Below are 20,409 nucleotides of genomic sequence, written 5' to 3'. Positions count from 1 at the left end.
GCCGGCCTGCCCTATTTGAGCCCGGCCGCATCCATCCCGCGCAGTTCCTTCTTCAGATCCTGAATCTCGTCTCGTAGGCGTCCCGCGAGCTCGAACTTCAACTCGCGGGCAGCGTTCATCATCTGGTCGGTCATGTTCTTGATCAGATCGGCCAGTTCTGCACGCGGCATCGACGAGACGTCCTGCCCCTCGTAGACCCCGGAGCTGACCGACCGCCCTGCTTCGCCCTGCGCGCGTCGGCCCCGGCTGGCGTTGCGACCGGACCCGCCGATCTCGACGACGTTGTCGGTGTCCTCGGCTTCCTGATAGACCTGATCGAGGATGTCTGCGATCTTCTTGCGCAGCGGCTGCGGATCGACACCCCGCTCCTTGTTGTACGCGATCTGCTTCTCGCGTCGACGTTCGGTTTCCTCGATCGCATAGGTCATCGAGTCCGTCATCTTGTCGGCGTACATGTGCACTTCGCCGGACACATTTCGGGCGGCACGACCGATGGTCTGGATGAGGCTCGTGCCGCTACGGAGGAAGCCTTCCTTGTCGGCGTCGAGAATCGCGACGAGCGACACTTCCGGTAGGTCGAGACCCTCGCGCAGCAGGTTGATGCCGACCAATACGTCGTACTCGCCGAGTCGAAGTTGCCGGAGCAGCTCGACTCGGCGCAGCGTGTCGATGTCGGAATGCAGGTAACGCACGCGAATGCCCAGTTCGAGAAGGTAGTCGGTGAGATCCTCCGACATCTTCTTGGTGAGGGTGGTCACCAACACGCGCTCGTCCTTCTCCGCGCGCTCCCGGATCTGGTGCACCAGATCGTCGATCTGTCCCTTGGTCGGCTTGATGACCACCTGGGGATCGACCAGTCCGGTGGGCCTGATGACCTGCTCGACGAATTCGCCCCCGGTCTGACCCAGCTCGTACTTTCCCGGGGTGGCGGAGAGATAGACCGTCTGGCCGATCCGCTGCGTGAACTCTTCCCACGTCAAAGGACGGTTGTCGGTCGCCGACGGGAGGCGGAACCCGAAATCGACCAGGTTTCGCTTACGCGACATGTCACCCTCGTACATCGCACCGATCTGCGGCACGGTCACGTGCGACTCGTCGATCACGAGCAAGAAGTCCTCGGGGAAGTAGTCGATCAACGTCGCCGGTGCGGTGCCGGCCCCTCGTCCGTCGATGTGGCGCGAGTAGTTCTCGATTCCCGAGCAGAACCCGACCTGTTTGATCATCTCCAGGTCGTACTGCGTCCGCATCCGCAACCGTTGCGCCTCGAGCAGCTTCCCCTTGCCCTCCAGCTCCGCCAGACGGGCTTCGAGTTCGGCTTCGATGTCCTTGACGGCTCGTTCCATGCGCTCGGGCCCGGCGACGTAGTGAGTGGCCGGGAAGATGCGTACCGAATCGACCTGTCGGACGATGTCCCCGGTCAGCGGATGCAGGTAGTAGAGCGCTTCGATCTCGTCGCCGAAGAACTCGATGCGAATCGCCAGTTCCTCGTAGGACGGAATGATCTCGACGGTATCGCCGCGAACCCGGAACGATCCACGAGTGAAAGCCATGTCGTTGCGGGTGTACTGCACGTCCACCAGCAGCCTGAGCAGTGCATCACGCTGAACTTCGACATTGACCTCCAGCTCGATCGACCGGTCGACGTACGACTGAGGCGTACCGAGGCCGTAGATGCACGACACCGAGGCCACCACGACCACATCGCGTCGCGAGAGCAGAGATGCCGTGGCCGAGTGCCGTAGCCGCTCGACGTCGTCGTTGATGGACGAGTCCTTCTCGATGTAGGTGTCGGTCTGTGCGATGTACGCCTCGGGCTGGTAATAGTCGTAGTACGACACGAAGTACTCGACTGCGTTGTTGGGCAACATGTCTCGCAGCTCGTTCGCCAACTGTGCAGCCAGAGTCTTGTTCGGTGCCATCACCAGGGTGGGGCGCTGCAGCTTCTCGATGAGCCAGGCCGTGGTGGCCGATTTACCGGTACCCGTGGCACCGAGAAGCACGACGTCCTTCTCGTCCGCCTTGATCCGCCGTTCGAGCTCGGCGATGGCGGTCGGCTGATCACCGGCCGGCACGTGTTCGCTGACGACCTCGAACGCCGGTCCGGTGCGCTCGATCGCGCCCACCGGACGGTGTTCGGAGTGCGCGACAACGGGATGTTCGGATGCAAACGCCATTGCACAAGCGTAGACGCGACCACCGACAAGTTCCGTCGGGCAGACCCCGAAGGTCTGTTCCCGGTAGCTTCTACAGGCATGGTCGCTCACACGTCAGCCGGTGCGCACACCGTCGTACATGCTCCCAAGCACGAGACGTTCGACCTCGTCGCCAAAACGAACGTGGACCCCAAAGGTTTCGTACGCGTGGTCGACGAATATCGCGTCGAGCCGTGGGGGCTCTACATGGCCCGACCCTCGGACCACGCCCACTTCGACTACCTCGAGTCCTGGCTACTGCCTGCTCTCGGGCTCCGCGCCTCGGTGTTCCATTACCTACCCGCGCACGCACGCGACCAGGACTACTACGTCGACATCGGCGAGTACACGGCCGGCACCACCGAGTGGACATCCGTCGACCACTATCTCGACCTCAGCGTCCGCACCGGCCGTGATTACGACCTACTGGACGTCGACGAGTTGTTCGACGCGAGAGTGGCGCAGCACCTGGACACCCCGACGGCCGAGCTCGCGCTGGCCAGATCGATCACGGCCATCGAAGGACTGACGCGGCACGATTACGACCTGAACGCGTGGCTCGCATCCGTCGGAATGCCGACCGAGTGGAACGGTAAGCCGACCTGATGCGCGCAGCTCTGCGTCAGGCAGTCCAGTTCGTCTGCTCAGCCCACTGCCACGCCCGACGGTAGGCCACGTCGAACCACGGTGCCTTGGCGTTCTCGTACGCTTCGATCGCCGCACGGTAATCCTTGATCCCTGCGGCCACCTCGGAGGCACGTCGCTTGATCCCCGAGTACTCGGTCGCAACAGACGAGTCCTCGCGCAGCCAGTCGCGGAACAACAGGGCGAAAGTCTGGTTCGGCCAACCGTCGACCCGAATGTGCACGTTGGCCGGACGTCCGGGGTCCGCGTTGCCGTGAAAGCGTTTGCCCCACACCGCAGGATCTGCCTCACCGCCCATTCCGTATGCAGGCTTGGGGTCGTCGAAGTTACTGGTCTCGACTCCGGGGAACCCGGCAAGACGTAACCGATCACCGACCGCATCCGCGTCGTCGAGAGAACGCACCGTGATCTGAATATCGATGACGTCCTTGGCGTCCAGGCCGGGCACCGCGGTGGATCCCACGTGATCGATCCGGACGGCTTCGTCCGCACAGGCGAGAGCCAGGCGGCCGATGATCCGGCGGGCCTGCAACTCCCATGCCGGGTCTGCCGTCACCTGTTCCGGATGCGTGCGGGCGACGATGCCCTCTCTGATGTTGCGCTCGAAGGGAATCAGGCGCTCGTTCCACAGGAGTCGAACCTGCTCGTCGACGCTGCCCGGCGCACCGGTGTTGTCGATCCAGACGTCTGCTGCGGCTCGGCGTGCGTCATCGGTTGCCTGCGCGGCGATGCGTGCGCGGGCGTCGGCCTCGGGCATGTTTCGTTGCCCGGTGAGTCGGCGTACGCGCTCTTCGGCGTCGACCCAGACGACCACGACCAGGTGGAAGAACGGACCCATCGAGCCTTCGACGAGGAGCGGAATATCTTGCACCACAATGGCATCCGAGGACGCACCGTCGATGATCTCGGCAGTACGCTGACCGACCAACGGGTGGACGATGCCGTTGAGCTTCTTCCGGGATTCCTCGTTCCCGAACGCCACGGCCGCCAACGCCGGACGGTCCAACGAACCGTCCGGTGCGAGAATGTCGGCCCCGAACGTATCCGTCAGTTGTTGCAGGCCAAGCGTTCCCGGTTCCACGACTTCACGGGCGAGCACATCGGAGTCGACAAGAACTCCACCCAGCTCGGTCAGCACCTTGGCAACGGTCGATTTTCCGGCACCTATTCCACCGGTCAGTCCAAGTCTCAGCATGCACCCAGTCTGACACTCGAACACGCCGAAGCACACCAGCCCCAAATACACCGGTTTCGGAGGTCTGTCGGTTATCTTCGACGAGCGCGACCTCGATGTGCCGACCCACAGCTATTGAAAAGGACACCCATGCGAAGCAATCAGATCCAACCGGGTCGGCACCGCCTTGGCATGGATGCAGGCGTACATTGCGTTCTCATTCCGGAAGTTGCCTCGGCGTTGGCCGACCACCGGCGTAACTGGTTCACCAACCTCCTGACCCCCGCCCGCCACAGCTTTGCCAGCATGCGCAAGCGTACGGAGAGCGTCGGTCAGTGGAGTCCAGCCACCGCCGCGTAGTTCGCACTTCCCCCTCACACATGGGCCCGGTTCATCGGAACCGGGTCCATTGTCGTCTCGCAAGCAGAACATGTCCGCCCGACTGCTATCGAACGAGAAAGCCCCGGCTCTCATGAAGAGAACCGGGGCTGCGGTCACACCCTCACGGGTGGACAACTTCTATCAGGCGTTGCCGGACAGCTTCTCGCGAAGTGCAGCAAGCTGCGCATCGCTGGCCAGCGATCCACCGGTCGAGGCCGGAGCCGACGCTGCGGGAGCATCGCCTTCTGCATCGGCGGGGGCCTGACCCGACTCGGAGGAGTAGTTGGTGTTGGCGGCTTCGGCGGCTTCGTCCTTGGCCGTCTTCTCCATCTGAGCGGTGTGCATCTTGTGGCGACGCTCGGCCTCGGCGTAGCGACCTTCCCACTCTTCACGCTGCTTCTCGTAACCTTCGAGCCATTCGTTGGTCTCGGAGTCGAAGCCCTCGGGGAAGATGTAGTTGCCACCCTCGTCGTACGAGTCGGCCATGCCGTACTTGGACGGATCGAACTCTTCTGCGTAGTCCTCGTTGGCCTGCTTGAGGCTCAACGAAATCCGGCGACGCTCGAGATCGATGTCGATGACCTTGACGAGCGCGTCGTCGCCGACACCCACGACCTGGTCCGGAACCTCCACGTGGCGCTCGGCCAGCTCGGAGATGTGCACGAGGCCCTCGATGCCCTCTTCGACGCGAACGAACGCACCGAAGGGAACCAGCTTGGTGACCTTTCCGGGCACGATCTGGCCGATCGCGTGGGTGCGAGCGAACTGGCGCCACGGATCTTCCTGAGTTGCCTTGAGCGACAGCGACACACGCTCGCGGTCCAGGTCGACGTCGAGAACCTCGACGGTGACCTCGGTGCCGACCTCGACAACCTCGGACGGGTGATCGATGTGCTTCCAGGACAGCTCGGAGACGTGCACGAGGCCGTCGACGCCACCCAGGTCCACGAAGGCACCGAAGTTGACGATGGAGGACACGACGCCCTTGCGGACCTGGCCCTTCTGGAGCTGGTGCAGGAACTCGCTGCGGACCTCGGACTGGGTCTGCTCGAGCCATGCGCGGCGCGACAGGACCACGTTGTTGCGGTTCTTGTCGAGCTCGATGATCTTGGCCTCGATCTCCTTGCCGACGTACGGCTGGAGGTCGCGGACGCGACGCATCTCGACGAGCGAGGCAGGCAGGAAGCCGCGGAGACCGATGTCCAGGATGAGTCCACCCTTGACGACCTCGATGACGGTGCCCTTGACGGCCTCGTCCTTCTCCTTGAGCTCCTCGATCGTGCCCCAAGCGCGCTCGTACTGAGCTCGCTTCTTGGACAGGATCAGGCGGCCTTCCTTGTCCTCCTTGGTGAGGACGAGTGCTTCGATCTCATCTCCCACGGAGACGACCTCGTTGGGGTCGACGTCGTGCTTGATGGAGAGCTCGCGAGAAGGGATGACGCCTTCGGTCTTGTAACCGATGTCGAGTAGAACCTCGTCGCGATCGACCTTGACGATGGTGCCTTCGACGATGTCACCATCGTTGAAGTACTTGATCGTCGCGTCGATGGCTGCGAGAAAATCCTCTGCGGAGCCGATATCGTTTACGGCCACCTGCGGTGAGGTTGTGGTTGAGGGCATGTGTTGAGTTGCTCCGGACGGGTTGGGTATCGGTTGATGGATGTTCGGTCGGACTTGTAGAACATGTGCAGCACGAGTGTCGACGGCGATATTCTGCCGACTCCGCGAACGCCGAGGACGGGCGGACCCGACCTGAGCGCAGCATGAACACACTCGCGGTGATCAGGGTACGCGATGCCGCAGTACCAGCACAAACCCGGTTAGAGTCGGCGTGTGAGCGATCTTCCTGAGCCGTCGTCCACTCCCGGCCGCGGCCGTGTCGATTCGGCCGCGAGCGACCGCGCCAGCAGACTCTGGTGGGACTCCGACGCCGACAACTACCACCGTACGCACGGCGCGTTTCTCGGTGTGTCGACAGACACCGGCGAATTCGTCTGGTGCCCCGAGGGACTGCACGAGGGCGATGTGCACCTGTTGGGCGACGTCGCAGACAAGGACGTACTCGAAGTGGGCTGCGGCAGTGCACCGTGCGCGCGCTGGCTCGGCGCTCAGGGTGCCCGCGCAATCGGTCTCGACATCTCGATGGGCATGTTGCAACGAGGCGTCGACGCCATGGCCGCGGGTGGTTCGACGGTTCCGCTGGTCCAGGCCAGTGCCGAGTCGTTGCCGTTCGCCGACGAACGCTTCGACATCGTGTGCTCGGCCTTCGGCGCGGTCCCGTTCGTCGCCGACTCCGGCAACGTCATGAAGGAGGTCGCGCGAGTGCTCCGACCGGGCGGCATCTGGGTGTTCGCCGTCAATCACCCGATGCGCTGGGTGTTCCCCGACGATCCAGGGGTCGGTGGGCTGACCGCGACGATTCCGTACTTCGACCGAACCCCCTACGTCGAATACGACGCACATGGAGTCCCGAACTACGTCGAGCATCACCGCACGATCGGTGACCGAGTGCGCGAACTGGTCGCTGCAGGCCTCGAGGTGCGAGACATCGTCGAGCCGGACTGGCCGGAGTGGCTGGACCGAGAGTGGGGGCAGTGGAGCCCGCTGCGTGGGCAGCTCTTTCCCGGCACCGCGATCTTCAGCAGTCGAAAACCGCACTGAGCCCGTCGTCGATCAGCGCCGGTGCACCCGCGCCTCGACGGTCTCGGTGAAAGCGCTGGTCGACGCCTGCCCACCGAGGTCTGCTGTCGCTACGCCGGATTGGACGGTGTCGTCGACAGCGTGTCGGATCCGGCCGGCAGCTGCGGCGAGCCGATCGTGACCGTGCCGGTCGGCGAGCCACTCGAGCAGCATCGCTGCCGACAGGAACAGCGCCGTCGGGTTTGCGCGATTCTTGCCGGCGATGTCCGGGGCGGAACCGTGTGACGCCTGCGCCATGGCCTGTGATTGCGAGGAATTGATCGACGGGGCGGTACCGAGCGAGCCGGACAACTCTCCCGTCAGATCCGACAGGATGTCGCCGAACATGTTCTCGGCCACGATGACGTCGTAGTCCTCACCGCGTCGAACCAGGTGTGCGGCCAACGCGTCGACATGTTCCTCGGTGACCTCGACGTGCGGGAACTGCTCGCCCACGGCGCGGCACGCATCGCGGAACAATCCCGTCGTCATCGACAGCACGTTGGTCTTGTGGACGATGGTGAGCTTGCGGCGGCGTCTGTCTGCGAGCAGGAATGCCTCGCGCGCAATGCGTTCGCATGCCCTGCGGGTGAACACCCCGACCGCAAGTGCCACGTCGGGGGTCGGCATGAATTCTCCGCTGCCGACGAACATGTTGCGATCGGCATAGAACCCCTCGGTGTTCTCCCGCACCACTACCAAGTCCATGTTCGGCGACATCGCTCGCACGCCGGCAAGGGCTTTCGCGGGCCTGATGTTGGCGAACAGGTCGAAGTCCTTTCGAATCCGTCCGCCTGGGGTCAGCTGCGAACGGAACGGCTCCGGATACGAGGCACTGTCGTGTGGCCCCAGAATCCAACTCTCGAGCTCGCCCAGTTCCTGCAACGTGCTCTCGGGTAGCGGCGTGCCGTACTCGTCGATGGCACCGCGGCCGAGCGGGAGGTGCACCCAATCGACCGCCGATCCCCCGACTGCCGCGATCGCCGCGTCGACCACTCGGATCGTGGCGGGCACGATCTCGTGACCGATTCCGTCGCCGGTCATCGCCCCGATCCGTAGCGTCGTTGCATTCCGGCCGTCCGTCTGCGACATCATGGCCTCCATGGTGCAGTCCGCAGAACTTCTACTCGACTCCGGCCTCGATGCTGCGGTTCGCCGCGAGTGGGCGGCGCTGTCGGATGCCGGCCTCCCGAGCCAGAATCGGCACCGAGGTGAATCGAACCGACCGCACATCACCGTCGCGGTGGCAGCGTCGATGCCCGTCGCGGTGGACGACGGCGCAGCCGTTCGTTTCGATCCGTTCGATGTGCGCCTCGGCGGCCTCGTCGTGTTCGGCGGTCGGGCGATCACCTTGGCACGCCTGGTCGTTCCGACCAGCGAGTTGCTCGATCTGCACGCCAGGATGCACGCGGCCGTGGGCGAAGACTCGCTCGATCACCTCGACCCCGGCCGATGGACACCGCACGTGACACTGGCCCGGCGATTGACGTCCGAGGAGGCGGGAACCGCCGTACGACTGTTGTCGACGAGCATCGAGGACCTGGTGGGCTCTGCCGTGGCCCTGCGTCGCTGGGACGGCGAGGCCAAGCGCGAGTGGCGAATCGGCTGACCGCAACATCAGAAGGTGAAGTCGCCGAACTGTGTCACCTCCGCGTGGGTGTCGGGAGCAAAGCCTGCGACCACGAGAGCATCGATGGCCAGGAACGACAGCACAACTACCAATACAATTGTCATGCACCTAGCGTCCTACCTGCGGAGAGTCTCCACGAGTGGCAGTAACGCCACATATCCTCGAATTTCTGCCATACTCGTCGCATGCTGAAACGAGTGGTCGTTGCGCTGATGCCGTTGACCGAACAGTTCGAGCTCGGCGTCGCATGCGAGGTGTTCGGGTTCGACCGCTCGGACGAGGGCCTCCCGACCTACGACTTCTCCCTGATCGCGGGTGTCCCCCAACCGATCCGCACCCGCGTCGGCTACACCATCGACGTGCCACACGATCTCGACAGTCTCGACAGCGCCGACCTGATCATCATTCCGGCCGGCGGCACCGAGGCGGCGGACGACGGCAGCTATGTGTGCGGCATCGGATACAACTCGTCCATCGAGCCCTTGCTGGCCAAACTCCGTGCGGCGGTGGACCGAGGTGCCATGGTCGCCAGCCTGTGCAACGGTGCGTTCGTGCTGGGCCAGGCAGGGCTGCTCGACAATCGGCCGTGCACGACCCATTGGCGGCATTCGGCGTCGCTGGCCGCGAAATACCCGCTGGCTCAGGTGGATCCGAACGTCCTCTACGTGGACGCAGGCAACGTCCTCACCAGCGCAGGCACAGCCGCCGGAATCGACCTGTGCCTGCACATCGTGCGCAAGTACCAGGGCAGTGTCGTGGCCAACGGGATCGCCCGCAGAATGGTCGTCCCGCCGCATCGCGACGGTGGCCAGGCTCAGTTCGTCACCAGTCCCCTGCCCGCCACGCACACCGAGACATTGGCACCGCTGCTGGACTGGATGACCGAGAATCTCGACTCCGAGCTGACGATCGGGCGACTGGCAGCACGAGTGAACATGTCGGCACGCACCTTTGCGCGTAGGTTCGCGGCCGAAACCGGAACGACGCCCGCGCGGTGGCTCAACGATCAACGCGTGCTGGCCGCGCAGCAGTTGTTGGAGAACTCCGATCTGCCGATGGATTCGATCGCCGAGGTGGTCGGCTTCGGAAACGCCGCCGCTCTGAGGCAGCACTTCGTGAGATTGCGATGCACCACCCCGAACTCGTACCGCCGGACGTTCCGCGCCGCACCCCAGCCCGCCTGACACGCCGCGCTCCGACGCAGCCGGGAAGATTCAGGCGAGTACCTGCGTTGAGACACACCAGAAGCGCAATCAATCGAAAGGGACCGCGTGGCCACTCAGACTTTGACTCAGCAGAATTTCGACGAGATCGTCACCAGTAACGACGTGGTGTTGGTCGATTTCTGGGCATCCTGGTGCGGCCCCTGCCGCCAGTTCGCCCCGACATTCGAGAAGTCGTCTGACGCTCACCCCGACGTCGTGCACGCCAAGGTCGACACCGAGGCCGAGCAGGGTCTCGCTGCGGCAGCACAGATCCAGTCGATCCCGACGATCATGGCGTTCCGCGAGGGAATCCTCGTCTACGCACAGCCCGGTGCATTGCCCGCACCTGCGCTCGAAGACCTTGTCGGACAGATCAAGGCACTCGACATGGACGTCGTACGCCAGCAGATCGCCGAGCAGGCTCCCGCAGCGGAGTAGTTCTGCACTCAGCACAACGCGAAGGGCCGCTCACCGAGTTCGGTGAGCGGCCCTTCGCTGTGCCACGGGTTGGATCAGTGAGCTGGCCCGATTCAGTGGGCTGGCCCGATTCAGTGAGCTGCGGCATCCCAGCTTCGGCCGGTACCGACCGACACTTCGAGCGGCACCGAGAGTTCGATCGCCGACGACATCTTGTTCCGCACGAGCGCTTCGACTTCCTCGCGCTCGGAGTCGACGACCTCGAGCACCAGTTCGTCGTGTACCTGCAACAGCATGCGCGACTCCAGAGTCGACTCGGCGAGTGAGCGGTGCACATCGATCATCGCGACCTTGATGATGTCGGCGGCGGTGCCCTGGATCGGAGCATTGAGTGCAGCGCGCTCGGCTACCTCTCGACGCTGACGGTTGTCGCTGTTGAGATCCGGTAGGTACCGACGCCTGCCGTACAGGGTCGAGGTGTACCCCACCTTGCGCGCTTCCTCGACGGCGTTGCGCAGGTAGTCGCGGACACCGCCGAACCGCGCGAAGTACGCCTCCATCTGCTGCTTCGCCTCCTCGGTGGAGATCTTGAGCTGCGCGGCGAGGCCGAATGCGCTGAGCCCGTAGGCCAATCCGTAGGACATCGCCTTCACCCGACGACGCAGTTCGGGGGTGACCTCCTCGATCGGGACCCCGAACGCGCGGGAACCGACGAAACTGTGGAGGTCCTCACCGGTGTTGAACGCCTCGATCAGACCCTCGTCGCCGGACACGTGCGCCATGATGCGCATCTCGATCTGGCTGTAGTCGGCGGTGAGCAGGGTGTCGTAACCCGCCCCGACGACGAAGCCGTCCCGGATGTGGCGTCCTGCCTCGTTGCGCACCGGGATGTTCTGCAGGTTGGGTTCGGTGGACGACAACCGCCCGGTGGCCGCAACGGTCTGGTTGAAGGTGGTGTGGATGCGTCCGTCGTCGGCAACGGACTTGAGCAGGCCGTCGACCGTCACCTTCATGCGTGTCGCGTCTCGGTGATCGAGCAGGAATTTCAGGAAGGGATGCTCGGTCTTCTCGAACAACCCCTGCAGCGCATCGGCATCGGTGGTGTAACCGGTCTTGGTCTTCTTGGTCTTGGGCATGTCGAGTTCCTCGAACAGCACCACCTGCAACTGCTTCGGTGACCCGAGGTTGATCTGCTTGTCGATCACGCCGTACGCGGAGTTCGCGGCCTCGTCGACCTGCGCGGCGAAACCGGACTGCAGCGAACGCAGGTGGTCGCTGTCGACGGCGATGCCGGTTGCTTCGACATCGGCCAAGACCGTCAGCAACGGCAGCTCCATCTCGGAGAGCAAGGTGGTCGATTCGATGGCAGCGAGCTCGGCGTCCAGGGCCTCGGCCAGGTCGATGACGGCCCGTGCTTTGAGGATCTCGCCCTCGGCGAATACCGCGTCAGCGGTGTCCTCGGCATCGAGCAACGACATCTGGCCTTCACCCGCATCCTCGACACGGAGCTCTCGCTTGAGGTAGCGCAACGACAGGTCGTCGAGGTTGAACGAACGCTGACCGGGCCGAACGAGATACGCGGCCAGGGCGGTGTCGGTGGTCAACCCCCCGAGGGTCCAGCCACGCCCCCGCACCGCGTGCAACGCCCACTTGGCCTCGTGCAGCGCCTTGGGTTGCGCCGGATCGGCGAGCCAGGCCGCGAGCGCGCGCTCGTCGGATTCGTCGAGGGCTGTTGTCGTCACGAACGCGCCTTCCCCGTCGGCCGCGGCGATGGCCAGGGAAGTCGCGTCACTGTCGAAGGGCCTGCGCGGACCGAGAATGGACAGGCCGCTGCGGCGGCCGTCGGACGCGTGTTCTTCCAACCACTCGGCCAACTCGCCCGGGGCGACGATGCCACCGCGGACGTCGAAGCCTTCCTCGGCTTCGGGCTCGACCGACGCGAGCGTCTCGAACAGTCGGTCCCGAAGAATGCGGAATTCCAGATCGTCGAACAGTGCGTGGATCTTCTCGCGGTCCCATGGGGCAAGTTCGAGCTGATCGGGGGTGTACGGCAACGGCACATCACGCACCATTTCGGTGAGCTCGCGATTGAGCACCACACTCGACAAGTTGGCGCGCAGTGCGTCTCCCACCTTGCCCTTGACCTTGTCCACGTTGTCGACGAGGGCAGTGAGCGAACCGTATTCGATGATCCACTTGGTCGCCGTCTTCTCGCCCACGCCGGGAATGCCGGGCAGGTTGTCACTCGGATCTCCGCGCAGGGCAGCAAAATCCGGATACTGCGACGGCGTCAACCCGTACTTGCCGGCGACCTCCTCGGGGGTGAACCGGGTCAGGTCCGAAACCCCCTTGCGCGGGTACAACACCGTCACGTTGTCGGTCACCAACTGCAATGCATCGCGGTCGCCGGTGACCACGAGAACGCGGTAGCCGAGCGCCTCCGCCTGCGTCACCAGGGTGGCGATGATGTCGTCCGCCTCGAATCCGGCCTCTGCCATCACCGGGATGCCCATGGCCCCGAGCACATCCTTGGTGATGTCCACCTGGCCTGCGAACTCGTCGGGGGTCTTGCTCCGGTTGGCCTTGTACTCGGGGAACCGCTCGGCGCGGAAGGTCTGCCGCGAGACGTCGAAGGCCGCGGCGATGTGCGTCGGCTTCTCGTCTCGCAGCAGATTGATCAGCATCGAGGTGAATCCGTACACGGCGTTGGTGGACTGACCGCTTGTGGTCTTGAAGTTGTCCGCAGGCAGCGCGAAGAACGCGCGAAACGCCATGGAGTGGCCGTCGATGAGGAGCAGAGTGGGACGCTCCCCGCCTGCTTTCGCATCGGTCTCGGCCGCGGGCGCTGCGCTTTTCTCGGTTACTGGGCTCACGGTTGACCAGTCTAGGTAGCGGGTCCGACAACGCGTACCCGGATGCTCGCTCGGCGACGCGCTCGCCCTCACGACGAGCGTCGTGCACCGCGAAACACAACCGATACTTTCCGGAAATCTCAGTCGCCGATTTTGCGTCGTTTCAACGGATAGAGTCCGACAATTGCAGTAAATCCCCAACCCGTGACTCAACGACAACCGTCCGGAGGACGTGCGTGGCTCCAAATGTTCGATGGACCAGAAAGGTGCAACCGCCGAGGTTGCGCGCAAGATCTGCCGTTCGGCTACTTCAGCGAACACTCCTACTCGCCGTTCTGAGTTCGATCGCCGCGCTGCTGTTCAGTGCGCCGGCGTTGGCCCAGGAACCTACGCCCACTCCCCCGGCTGCGCCGGGGACAAGTGCCGAGCAGGCACCCCCCGCAGACGCCGTCAGCGTCGCGGGATCTCTCAACAACGCCGGCGAGCGACTCGTCGGCGTCGATGTCGCGGCGCTCGACGCGAGCGGCACCGAAGTCGCTCGAACCACCAGTGAAACCGGCGGCCGCTGGACTCTCGAATTGTCTCCCGGGACATACACATTCCAGGTGGTCCAGGAAACGCTTCCCGACGGGGTGAGCGTCCAGGCAGAAGTCCAGCGTGACGTTCAGGCCGGGCGTTCGAACACCGTCATCTTCTCGTTCGGTGAAGCCAGAACTGCCACCAGCATTCCGTTCTACGAGAAGTTCGTTCGCACCACGGTCGACGGTTTCCGTTTCGGCCTGGTCATCGCTCTGGCGGCGGTAGGGCTGAGCCTGATCTTCGGCACCACCGGCCTGACCAACTTCGCGCACGGTGAACTCGTCACCCTCGGGGCCGTCGCGGCGTGGTTCTTCAACGTGAGCCTCGGAATACAGCTGATTCCGGCCACGGTGCTGGCAATCATCGTCGGAGTCGCGATCGGATGGCTCAACAATGCCTTGATCTGGCGACCACTGCGCAAGCGTCGAACCGGCCTGATCGCACAGCTCGTGGTGACGATCGGACTTGCGATCGCACTGCGCTACCTCATCCTGATCTTCTTCTCGGATCGCTCCGAGCCCTTCGACGACTACCAGGCCCAGACCGAGAACAACTGGGGCCCACTGTCGATCACCAACGTCAATCTGGCGTGCATCATCATCAGCGTCGTCGTCCTGGTCGGCGTTGCACTGATGTTGCAGCGCACCAAGATCGGCAAGGCCATGCGAGCGGTGGCCGACAACCGTGATCTCGCCGCGTCCTCGGGCATCAACGTCGAGCGTGTCGTCACGTTCGTCTGGTGCCTCGGTGGCGGCCTGGCCGCGCTCGGCGGCGTGCTCTTCGGACTTTCCGAACTTGGCGGACGCGTCCAGTGGGAGATGGGCTTCAAGCTCCTGCTGCTGATGTTCGCAGGAATCACGCTCGGCGGACTGGGAACGGCCTACGGCGCATTCCTCGGTTGCGTCATCGTGGGTCTGCTCGTCCAGTGGTCGACGTTGGTCATCAATCCCGATCTCAAATACATCGGAGGGTTGCTCGTCTTGATTCTCATCCTCGTCGTCCGACCACAGGGCATCCTCGGCTCGCGACAAAGGATCGGGTGACCACCACATGGATATCATCGGCGCACTTCAGATCTCACTCGCTCAGCTGGTCGGACCGTCGGCCATCTTCTACGCTCTGCTCGCCATCGGCCTGAACCTGCACTTCGGCTACGCCGGACTGCTCAACTTCGGGCAGATCGGCTTCGCACTGCTCGGCGGCTACGGCGTCGGCATCACCACGATCACCTACGAGCAGCCACTGTGGCTCGGCATTCTGGTCGGTCTCGCCGCGGCAGGCTTGCTTGCTCTGGTTCTCGGTATTCCGACTCTGCGACTGCGAGCCGACTATCTCGCGATCGTCACCATCGCGGCCTCGGAGATCCTGCGATTGGTGTTCCGTTCGACCGCAACGGATTCGGTGACCAAGTCGACCAACGGCATCACCGGCTTCGCCGGCCCGTTCACCAGTATGAGCCCGTTCGAGGGCGGCAAGTCGTACAGCTTCATCGGCGTGCGCTTCCTGGGTAACGACTTGTGGGCCATGCTCGTCGGCTGGACACTGGTGCTGCTCCTGTGCGGAGTGATCTACCTGCTGACCCACAGCCCGTGGGGGCGTGTACTCAAGGCCGTCCGTGAAGACGAGGACGCCGCCCGCTCACTGGGCAAGAACGTCTTCGTCTACAAGATGCAGGCGCTGGTTCTCGGCGGCGTCATCGGCGGTATGGGCGGTGTGTTCAACGCACTGCAGACTCAGTCCATCAACCCCGATTTCTACTCGACGGCGCAGACGTTCTTCGCCTTCGGCGCACTGATTCTCGGTGGGGCGGCAACAGTGTTCGGCCCGGTACTGGGCGCGATGCTCTTCTGGTTCCTGCTGTCCATTCCCGATGCGATTCTGCGGCAATTGATCTCCGGCGACGACCCGGTCCTCAACCTCACCGGTGCCCAGGTCGGTGCCACGCGATTCGTGCTCCTGGGAATCCTGATCGCCGTGTTGATGGTGTTCAGACCTCAGGGCATTCTCGGCAACAAGCGAGAGGTTCAACTCAATGCCTGACCTGAGCAAGGATGCTGCTGAAACGGCTGCACCGAGCAAGAAAGCCAGCACACTCGAATCACGCGCTGCCCAGGCGTTGTCGAGCGATCAACGCGCCGCCCTGTTCGCCGGTGTGCCCAACGAACCCGGCGCGCCGAAACCCGACGCCACCATGGTGGTCGACGGCGTGTCCCGCACCTTCGGCGGCCTCAAAGCCGTCGACGTGGCGCACCTCGAAATCCAGCGCGGCTGCATCACCGGTCTCATCGGTCCGAACGGTGCGGGTAAGACCACGCTGTTCAACCTGCTCACCGGATTCGATCGCCCCGACACCGGGACCTGGTCGATGGATGGCCAGGAGCTGGGCCGAATGCACCCGCACCAGGTGGCCCGCAAGGGTGTGGTGCGCACGTTCCAGTTGACCAAAGCGCTGTCGAAACTGACTGTGCTGGACAATGTTCGGTTGGGCGCAACAGGTCAGCGCGGCGAGCGCATGATCAACACGTTCATGCCGTGGACGTGGAAGGCCCAGGAGCGTCAGATCACCGAACGCGCCTACGAACTGCTGGGTCGCTTCAAGCTCGACGCCAAGGCCGACGACCTGGCCGGATCACTGTCGGGCGGTCAACGCAAACTGCTGGAGATGGCACGTGCGCTGATGACCGATCCGTCGGTGGTCATGCTCGACGAGCCGATGGCCGGGGTCAATCCTGCTCTGACGCAATCACTTCTGGGGCACATCAAGTCGCTGCGCGACGACGGTATGACCGTGGTGTTCGTCGAACACGACATGGACGTCATCCGCGACATCAGTGACTGGGTGGTGGTGATGGCTCAGGGCAGCATCATCGCCGAGTCCACGCCGGAGGAACTCTCAAACAACGGTGCTGTCGTCGACGCCTACCTCGGCAGCCACCACGATCAGGCTCTCGAGTTCGACGCCGACGGCAATCCGGTCGGAGCAACCGCCGAACTGGCGGAGGCGCTGAAACAGGCCGAGAAGGAAGAACTCGAAGCGGGAGGCGATCTTTCGGAACCGGAGTTCGTCAGCCCAGTGACGCCCGACGTCGCCGAGGGCGGCTCGCACCGGGCCAAGGAGGACAACTGATGAGCGAACAGACATTGACGCCGGCCGAATTCGCGGCCACACCCGAGGAGCACGCTCGCCTGGCCGAAGGTGCACTGTTGCGCGCAGACGGGCTGGTCGCCGGTTACATCCCCGGCGTCAACATCCTCAGCGAATGCAACTTCTTCCTCAACGACGGCGAGATCGTCGGCATCATCGGGCCCAACGGTGCCGGTAAGTCGACATTGCTCAAAACGCTCTTCGGGCTCGTTGCCGTGCGCGAGGGCAGCGTGAAGCTACGCGGTGACAACATCACCTCTGCCGAGGCGCACGTGCTGGTCACGAAGGGCGTCGGATACGTTCCGCAGACCCAGAACGTGTTTCCGTCGCTGACCATCGAGGAGAACCTCGAAATGGGAATCTATCTGCGTCCCAAGAAGTTCGGCGAGCGCTTCGAGTTCGTCAGCGAGTTGTTCCCCCTGCTCGGAGAGCGCAAGAAGGTCAAGGCAGGCGCACTGTCCGGTGGCGAACGACAGATGGTCGCCATGGGACGCGCACTGATGATGGAGCCCTCGGTACTGCTGCTCGACGAACCGTCGGCCGGACTGTCGCCGATGTTCCAGGACGAGGTGTTCATCCGCTGCAAGAAGATCAACGCGGCGGGGGTCTCGATCATCATGGTCGAGCAGAACGCTCGTCGCTGCCTTCAGATCTGCGACCGCGGCTACGTTCTCGATCAGGGCCGCAACGCGTACACCGATACCGGTCCTGCGTTGATGAACGATCCGAAGGTGATCGAGCTGTACCTCGGCACACTGGCCGGAAGCAAGGAGAAGAAGACGTAGATCTTCTTCGTCTACGACGAAGCCCCGGTTCGACTCGATGTCGAACCGGGGCTTCGTCTTTGCACCCGCATCGGCGGGTACACACAACACTGGGCCCGAGTCCTGATCGAGGACTCGGGCCCAGTGCCTGTGTGTCGGTTACAGATCACTCACCGACGACGATGTATCCGTCCGTCGTCAGCTTGTTGTCCGGTCCGAAGACCAGGTTGCCGTAGGAACCGGTGGCGGGCTCACCTGCGTCACTGAAGTTCAGCGCGCCCGTGATTCCGTCGTAGTCGATATCCGTTCCGGCCTTGACGAGCGGAAGGCACTCGGCGTAGCTCGTGCACTTGGTGCCGTCCTTGGTGATGCTGTTGATGTTGGCAGCGATATCGGTGCCTGCCGTCGACTTCGCCTGCTCGGCTGCGAGTGCCGAGATGACCACTGCGTCGTAGGACTCACCGGCGTAGTTGAAGTCCACCAGCGCCGGGTCGACTCCCTTGAGGCGGTCCTGGAAGGCCGTTCCGACATCGGTCAACGGGGTGGTTCCACGCATGGTGTCCAGCAGACCTGCTGCCACAGACTCACCGAGCGCATTACCCATGTTGCCGTCGACGCCGAACACTGCCGTGCCGTCGGACGGTCCGATGCCGATCTCGTGCATACGGGTGATGATCTTCGCGGACTCCTCGAAGCCGATGATGGCAACGGCATCCGGGTTGAAGTTCTTCACGCCGTCGACCTCGGCGTTGAACGACTGTGCGTTCGGGTCGTAGATGGTCGTCTGAATCTGGTCTGCCGCGATGCCTGCCTCTTCGAGGTTGTCCGCGGTGTTCTTGGCCAGACCCGTGCCGTAGGGATCGTTGAGCGCGAGGATGGATACGCGCTGCGCGCCGTCCTCGGCGATCAGCTGTGAAAGGGCCTGTGCCTGCAGCACGTCGGTGGGAGCGGTACGGAAGTACTGTCCCTTGTCCGGGTAGCAGACGAACTGGTCCGAGGTGTTGGCAGGCGAGAACTCCACAACGCCTGCGCTGGCGATCTTGTCGATCACTTTGAGGGAGACCGAGGACGATGCTGCACCGACGATGACGTTCGCGCCGCCGGCGAGCAGGCGGTCGACCGTGGTGTTGGCGGTGTCCGTCGTCGTATCGCCGGAGTCACCGGGGATGAGGGTGACGGGCTGATCGAGGACGCCACCGGCACCGTTGACGTCGTTGACGGCCAACTGAACGCCGGCAACCTCGGGCGGTCCGAGGAAGGCCAGGGTTCCGGTCTCGGGGAGAAGGGTTCCCACCACCAGAGGCGACGTGTCGGGGGTTGCCCCGGCAGTGGCCTGCTCGGGCGTGCAGTCGGTGGAGACGGTCGTTTCCGCGGCTGCAGTGCCGCCGCTGGCACTGGTGGTATCGGTCGAGCCGGAGTCGTCGCTCGACGAACAGCCGAACAGTGCGAGCGAGGTGACGCTCAGCACCGCAGCCGTGCGGACATAGGTCCGAATTGCCATCTAGGTTCTCCTTGAAATTGCTCGTCGTTGAAGCGCACCTGAGTTACATGTGGCTCACGTGTGGATCAGACGCTAATGCTCGGAGTCGATTCGCAAGGCCTAGAACGACGCTCGTGACCTGACTGTGACCTAGAGAGACGAAGTTTTACGTGGCCGTAGCTTTCGCGAGCCGATCAGCCCTCTGCCGCAGGCTTGTTCGCAGGAGTACCGAGTGTCTCGATCACAACCTCTGCGACCGCCTTCATGGTCGTTCTGCGATCCATCGCTGCGCGTTGAATCCACTTGAACGCCTGCGGTTCTGTGAGCGATTGCGACTCCATCAGAATGCCCTTGGCCTTCTCGATCAACTTCCGCGTTTCCAGTCGATCCTGCAGATCGGCTATCTCGGATTCGAGTGCAGAGATCTCGCTGAAACGACTGGCTGCCAACTCCACTGCGGGCATCAGATCTGCTTTGGTGAACGGCTTGACCAGATACGCCATCGCTCCGGCGTCGCGTGCCTTCTCGACCAGCTCACGCTGACTGAACGCGGTGAGAATGACGACGGGGGCGATGCGCTTCTCGGCGATCTCCGACGCCGCATCTATCCCGTCTCGACGCGGCATCTTGACGTCCATGATGACCAGATCGGGACGCAGTTCGACGGCCAAGTCCACCGCCTGCTGGCCGTCCGCGGCCTCCCCGACCACGTCGTAGCCCTCTTCGCGGAGCATCTCCACGAGGTCCAATCGAATCAGGGATTCGTCCTCTGCCACCACCACCCGAAGCGGGGGCTTGCCAGTACCGTGCGCACCAGGAGCGTTCATCTGTATCGGTCTCCTTTGACAGTCATCGCCCATCAGGGCCGTCGAGCATCTGAAGGGTACCGGTGCGCGCCCCCGAAAGCGCATCTTCTAAACTCGTCAATCGTTGCTTGAAAGACGCCAGCCCTCGTATCCCAATTGGCAGAGGAAACGGATTCAAAACCCGTCCAGTGTGAGTTCGAGTCTCACCGAGGGCACCACAGCACAGCGTTCGATCGTCACGCCTGTAAAGACCGCCCACGATCGCGCCTACAGTGGAGTCATGTACATACCCAGCAGTCTTCGATGCCATGACACCAGCGCGGGCAAATTGTGCGCGCAGAAGGTCGACCACCGTTTCGGAGATTCCGCGGACCAGTCCGCTCAGTGGGTGTACTACACCTGCAGCGCGGACTCCGCTCACGAGACCGGTTACGTCGACCGCCTGGTCACCGCCTGAATC

Annotated in this window: 18 protein-coding genes and 1 tRNA gene; 12 read left to right on the top strand and 7 right to left on the bottom strand. The window is 63.5% G+C overall.

Going from position 1 to position 20,409, the window contains the following annotated elements:
- Positions 1 to 11: 11 nt before the first annotated feature.
- Positions 12 to 2,174: an excinuclease ABC subunit UvrB gene (uvrB, locus tag ACQR3T_RS20925; protein ID WP_032378966.1), complete on the bottom strand. Its 2,163-nt coding sequence runs from the start codon at positions 2,172 to 2,174 to the stop codon at positions 12 to 14.
- Between the two features lie 78 nt (positions 2,175 to 2,252).
- On the opposite strand from uvrB, the gene ACQR3T_RS20920 reads away from it, so the two are divergent.
- Positions 2,253 to 2,798: a DUF402 domain-containing protein gene (locus tag ACQR3T_RS20920; protein WP_428694695.1), complete on the top strand. Its 546-nt coding sequence runs from the start codon at positions 2,253 to 2,255 to the stop codon at positions 2,796 to 2,798.
- Positions 2,799 to 2,814: 16 nt separating this feature from the next.
- Here ACQR3T_RS20920 and coaE read toward each other — a convergent pair whose 3' ends face one another.
- On the bottom strand, positions 2,815 to 4,032 hold the full coding sequence (gene coaE, locus ACQR3T_RS20915; protein ID WP_037150758.1) for a dephospho-CoA kinase: 1,218 nt from the start codon (positions 4,030 to 4,032) through the stop codon (positions 2,815 to 2,817).
- 129 nt (positions 4,033 to 4,161) lie between these two features.
- Between coaE and ACQR3T_RS20910 the strand changes: the two genes are divergently transcribed.
- Positions 4,162 to 4,371, top strand: coding sequence for a hypothetical protein (locus tag ACQR3T_RS20910; RefSeq protein ID WP_032378969.1), 210 nt, complete (start codon positions 4,162 to 4,164; stop codon positions 4,369 to 4,371).
- A 162-nt stretch (positions 4,372 to 4,533) separates the two neighbouring features.
- On the opposite strand, the gene rpsA is transcribed toward ACQR3T_RS20910, so the two are convergent.
- Positions 4,534 to 6,012 (bottom strand): 30S ribosomal protein S1, encoded by a 1,479-nt coding sequence (gene rpsA, locus ACQR3T_RS20905; protein ID WP_027497255.1) that lies wholly within the window; start codon positions 6,010 to 6,012, stop codon positions 4,534 to 4,536.
- 213 nt (positions 6,013 to 6,225) lie between these two features.
- Here rpsA and ACQR3T_RS20900 point away from each other — a divergent pair, with 213 nt between their 5' ends.
- The gene (locus tag ACQR3T_RS20900; protein ID WP_032378970.1) at positions 6,226 to 7,053 is read left to right on the top strand and encodes a class I SAM-dependent methyltransferase; all 828 of its coding nucleotides are present in this window, start codon (positions 6,226 to 6,228) and stop codon (positions 7,051 to 7,053) included.
- A gap of 12 nt (positions 7,054 to 7,065) precedes the next feature.
- Here ACQR3T_RS20900 and ACQR3T_RS20895 read toward each other — a convergent pair whose 3' ends face one another.
- Complete coding sequence (locus ACQR3T_RS20895) at positions 7,066 to 8,163, bottom strand: isocitrate/isopropylmalate dehydrogenase family protein (protein WP_428694732.1); 1,098 nt, start codon at positions 8,161 to 8,163, stop codon at positions 7,066 to 7,068.
- A 10-nt stretch (positions 8,164 to 8,173) separates the two neighbouring features.
- Here ACQR3T_RS20895 and ACQR3T_RS20890 point away from each other — a divergent pair, with 10 nt between their 5' ends.
- From ACQR3T_RS20890 to trxA, 3 genes are all read left to right on the top strand, one after another.
- Entirely contained in the window at positions 8,174 to 8,680 is a 507-nt protein-coding gene (locus tag ACQR3T_RS20890; RefSeq protein WP_032404008.1) for a 2'-5' RNA ligase family protein, read from the top strand.
- A gap of 206 nt (positions 8,681 to 8,886) precedes the next feature.
- Entirely contained in the window at positions 8,887 to 9,885 is a 999-nt protein-coding gene (locus tag ACQR3T_RS20885) for a helix-turn-helix domain-containing protein (RefSeq protein ID WP_032378971.1), read from the top strand.
- An 87-nt stretch (positions 9,886 to 9,972) separates the two neighbouring features.
- The gene (trxA, locus tag ACQR3T_RS20880) at positions 9,973 to 10,344 is read left to right on the top strand and encodes a thioredoxin (RefSeq protein WP_032394311.1); all 372 of its coding nucleotides are present in this window, start codon (positions 9,973 to 9,975) and stop codon (positions 10,342 to 10,344) included.
- A 110-nt stretch (positions 10,345 to 10,454) separates the two neighbouring features.
- Here trxA and polA read toward each other — a convergent pair whose 3' ends face one another.
- Positions 10,455 to 13,196 carry a DNA polymerase I gene (gene polA, locus ACQR3T_RS20875; protein WP_032378973.1) on the bottom strand — a complete coding sequence of 914 codons (2,742 nt, stop codon included), beginning with the start codon at positions 13,194 to 13,196 and terminating at the stop codon, positions 10,455 to 10,457.
- A gap of 260 nt (positions 13,197 to 13,456) precedes the next feature.
- On the opposite strand from polA, the gene ACQR3T_RS20870 reads away from it, so the two are divergent.
- From ACQR3T_RS20870 to ACQR3T_RS20855, 4 genes are read left to right on the top strand one after another with little or no spacing between them, the layout of a single operon-like run.
- Positions 13,457 to 14,797, top strand: coding sequence for a branched-chain amino acid ABC transporter permease (locus ACQR3T_RS20870; protein WP_052065943.1), 1,341 nt, complete (start codon positions 13,457 to 13,459; stop codon positions 14,795 to 14,797).
- A 7-nt stretch (positions 14,798 to 14,804) separates the two neighbouring features.
- Entirely contained in the window at positions 14,805 to 15,794 is a 990-nt protein-coding gene (locus tag ACQR3T_RS20865; RefSeq protein ID WP_428694694.1) for a branched-chain amino acid ABC transporter permease, read from the top strand.
- The gene (locus ACQR3T_RS20860) at positions 15,787 to 16,881 is read left to right on the top strand and encodes an ABC transporter ATP-binding protein (RefSeq protein ID WP_428694693.1); all 1,095 of its coding nucleotides are present in this window, start codon (positions 15,787 to 15,789) and stop codon (positions 16,879 to 16,881) included. The genes ACQR3T_RS20865 and ACQR3T_RS20860 overlap by 8 nt, the downstream gene beginning before the upstream one ends.
- Positions 16,881 to 17,684 (top strand): ABC transporter ATP-binding protein, encoded by an 804-nt coding sequence (locus tag ACQR3T_RS20855; protein WP_032378975.1) that lies wholly within the window; start codon positions 16,881 to 16,883, stop codon positions 17,682 to 17,684. Before ACQR3T_RS20860 ends, ACQR3T_RS20855 begins: the two co-directional genes overlap by 1 nt.
- A gap of 145 nt (positions 17,685 to 17,829) precedes the next feature.
- Here the strand turns inward: ACQR3T_RS20855 and ACQR3T_RS20850 are convergent, their stop codons facing one another.
- Both ACQR3T_RS20850 and ACQR3T_RS20845 read right to left on the bottom strand, forming a co-directional pair.
- Complete coding sequence (locus ACQR3T_RS20850) at positions 17,830 to 19,164, bottom strand: ABC transporter substrate-binding protein (RefSeq protein ID WP_032378976.1); 1,335 nt, start codon at positions 19,162 to 19,164, stop codon at positions 17,830 to 17,832.
- Between the two features lie 173 nt (positions 19,165 to 19,337).
- Positions 19,338 to 19,970: an ANTAR domain-containing response regulator gene (locus ACQR3T_RS20845; protein WP_032378977.1), complete on the bottom strand. Its 633-nt coding sequence runs from the start codon at positions 19,968 to 19,970 to the stop codon at positions 19,338 to 19,340.
- A 120-nt stretch (positions 19,971 to 20,090) separates the two neighbouring features.
- Between ACQR3T_RS20845 and ACQR3T_RS20840 the strand changes: the two genes are divergently transcribed.
- Both ACQR3T_RS20840 and ACQR3T_RS20835 read left to right on the top strand, forming a co-directional pair.
- Positions 20,091 to 20,167 (top strand) — tRNA-Leu (locus tag ACQR3T_RS20840).
- Positions 20,168 to 20,229: 62 nt separating this feature from the next.
- Positions 20,230 to 20,406, top strand: coding sequence for a hypothetical protein (locus ACQR3T_RS20835; protein WP_165430221.1), 177 nt, complete (start codon positions 20,230 to 20,232; stop codon positions 20,404 to 20,406).
- Positions 20,407 to 20,409: the final 3 nt, after the last annotated feature.

Origin of the sequence: Rhodococcus sp. IEGM1428 (assembly GCF_050321865.1) — a bacterium.
Taxonomy (GTDB): domain Bacteria; phylum Actinomycetota; class Actinomycetes; order Mycobacteriales; family Mycobacteriaceae; genus Rhodococcoides.
This window is presented reverse-complemented; position numbering and strand designations above follow the sequence as displayed.